General features: G+C 52.7%; 1 rRNA gene. It reads right to left on the bottom strand.

The annotated features are described in order from the left end of the window. Nucleotides 1-8 precede the first annotated feature (8 nt). Nucleotides 9-2,596 (bottom strand): 23S ribosomal RNA (locus PL597_RS25825); the annotation flags it as partial.

Here is a 2,596-nt window from a genome sequence, read left to right as displayed (position 1 = left end):
CAATGGGAACGAAGAAGTCGATCGAGCTATTAGTAACGGTAAGCTTCACACATTGCTGTGCTTCCACACCCGTCCTATCGACGTGGTCGTCTTCCACGGCTCTGATAGGGAACACTCGTTTTCAGGTTGGTTTCCCGCTTAGATGCCTTCAGCGGTTATCCATTCCGTATATAGCTACTCTGCTATGCCCTTGGCAGGACAACAGATCCACCAGAGATACGTCCATCCCGGTCCTCTCGTACTAGGGACAGATCCTGTCAATATTCCTACACCCACGGCAGATAGGGACCGAACTGTCTCACGACGTTCTGAACCCAACTCACGTACCGCTTTAAATGGCGAACAGCCATACCCTTGGGACCTGCTCCAGCCCCAGGATGCGATGAGTCGACATCGAGGTGCCAAACAACCCCGTCGATATGGACTCTTGGGGGTCATCAGCCTGTTATCCCCGGCGTACCTTTTATCCGTTGAGCGATGGCCCTTCCACACGGGACCACCGGATCACTATGACCGACTTTCGTCTCTGCTCGACTTGTCAGTCTCGCAGTCAGGCTAGCTTATGCCATTGCACTCGACGACCGATTTCCGACCGGTCTGAGCTAACCATCGCGCGCCTCCGTTACTCTTTCGGAGGCGACCGCCCCAGTCAAACTACCCACCATACACTGTCCCGGATCCGGATAACGGACCGCGGTTAGACATCCACGAAGATAAGGGTGGTATTTCAAGGATGGCTCCACAGAAACTGGCGTCCCTGCTTCAAAGCCTACCACCTATCCTACACATGCCTTGGCGAATGCCAGTGTAAAGCTATAGTAAAGGTGCACGGGGTCTTTCCGTCTGACCGCAGGAACCCCGCATCTTCACGGGGAATTCAATTTCACTGAGTCTATGTTGGAGACAGCGGGGAAGTCGTTACGCCATTCGTGCAGGTCGGAACTTACCCGACAAGGAATTTCGCTACCTTAGGACCGTTATAGTTACGGCCGCCGTTTACTGGGGCTTCAGTTCAGAGCTTGCACCCCTCCCTTTAACCTTCCAGCACCGGGCAGGCGTCAGACCCTATACGTCGTATTGCTACTTCGCAGAGCCCTGTGTTTTTGATAAACAGTCGCTACCCCCTGGTCTGTGCCACCCCATCATACTTGCGTACAAAAGGGTCACGCTTCTTCCGAAGTTACGCGTGCAATTTGCCGAGTTCCTTCAACATAGTTCTCTCAAGCGCCTTGGTATACTCTACCTGACCACCTGTGTCGGTTTCGGGTACGGTCTATACGGTGGAGCTATTTCCTGGAACCTCTTCGCCGCCCAACCAATCCAATAAGGTTGAACAACACACGAGATCCGTCACTACCACCAGGCCCACGAATATTAACGTGGTTCCCATCGACTACGCGTGTCCGCCTCGTCTTAGGGGCCGGCTAACCCTGCTCAGATTAACTTTAAGCAGGAACCCTTGGTCTTTCGGCGAGGGAGTCTCTCACTCCCTTTATCGTTACTCATGTCAACATTCGCACTTCCGATATCTCCAGCAGCCCTCACGGGTCCGCCTTCACAGACTTACGGAACGCTCCGCTACCACTTGCACAAAGTGCAAATCCTCAGCTTCGGTGCATGGCTTTAGCCCCGTTACATTTTCGGCGCAAAGACCCTTATTTAGACCAGTGAGCTGTTACGCTTTCTTTAAATGATGGCTGCTTCTAAGCCAACATCCTGGTTGTTTTGGGATCCTCACATCCTTTCCCACTTAGCCATGACTTGGGGACCTTAGCTGGAGGTCAGGGTTGTTGCCCTTTTCACGACGGACGTTAGCACCCGCCGTGTGTCTGCCGACTAGTACTCCTCGGTATTCGGAGTTTGGTTAGGATCAGTAAGACGGTGAGTCCCCATAGCCCATCCAGTGCTCTACCCCCGAGGGTATAAGGTCGACGCTCTACCTAAATAGATTTCGCGGAGAACCAGCTATTTCCGAGTTTGATTGGCCTTTCACCCCTAGCCACAAGTCATCCCGAACTATTGCAACAGTTATGGGTTCGGCCCTCCAGTTGGTGTTACCCAACCTTCAGCCTGCTCATGGCTAGATCACTCGGTTTCGGGTCTAATGCAACTAACTATGTCGCGCTATTAACACTCGCTTTCGCTGCGCCTACACCTACCGGCTTAAGCTTGCTAGTTACACTAAGTCGTTGACCCATTATACAAAAGGTACGCCGTCACCCAACCTACTAAAAGGCTCGAGCTCCGACTGTTTGTAGGCATCCGGTTTCAGGTTCTATTTCACTCCCCTCGTCGGGGTGCTTTTCACCTTTCCCTCACGGTACTTGTTCGCTATCGGTCATGCACGAGTACTTAGGCTTGGAGAGTGGTCTCCCCATGTTCAGACAGGATTTCACGTGTCCCGCCCTACTCAAGGACAATGACTGTTCTACGCGTAAGGGGCTATCACCCTCTATGGCCGACTTTTCCAAATCGTTCCGCTTTATTCATCATTGCCACTGGCCTGGTCCGCGTTCGCTCGCCACTACTTGCGGAGTCTCGGTTGATGTCCTTTCCTGCAGGTACTTAGATGTTTCAGTTCCCTGCGTTCGCTTCT

The organism is Agrobacterium sp. ST15.13.013, from assembly GCF_027956525.1.
Classification (GTDB): Bacteria; Pseudomonadota; Alphaproteobacteria; order Rhizobiales; family Rhizobiaceae; genus Agrobacterium; species Agrobacterium salinitolerans.
This window is presented reverse-complemented; position numbering and strand designations above follow the sequence as displayed.